The organism is Sphingobium sp. LMC3-1-1.1 (assembly GCF_040676285.1).
Lineage (GTDB): Bacteria > Pseudomonadota > Alphaproteobacteria > Sphingomonadales > Sphingomonadaceae > Sphingobium.
In genome coordinates this window covers 1-255 of record NZ_JBEGHQ010000092.1, presented here as the reverse complement: position 1 = coordinate 255, position 255 = coordinate 1, and the positions used below count along the sequence as shown (strand labels likewise).

The following is a 255-nucleotide window of genomic DNA, read 5'->3' as shown; positions in this document are numbered from 1 at the left end:
CGGGGCGGGAGCTGTCGCCCGAAAGACGCGCCGTTCAAGACTGTCACGCCCAGGAGGTTGGGTACATTGGACACGGTTATGAGCTCGGACTGTTCGACGAGTTTGTCATCAAGCACGATCTTAGATGGTCTCAGCGCGGTATCCAGTCGTGGCAGGCGCTTTATTCCAGTATCGACCACTCCGTTCCAGCCAAACTGCAGCCTTACCTGCGACATCTCTTCGCGGCTACGTCACACCCTCTCCGAGAAGCTGAAC

1 protein-coding gene is annotated in these 255 nt (G+C 57.6%); it reads right to left on the bottom strand.

Features of this window, described 5'->3' with window-relative positions:
• Positions 1–215 (bottom strand): hypothetical protein (locus MRBLMC3_RS23005; RefSeq protein WP_363832715.1); only part of this gene is annotated, 215 nt, incomplete at its 3' end.
• Positions 216–255 lie beyond the last annotated feature (40 nt).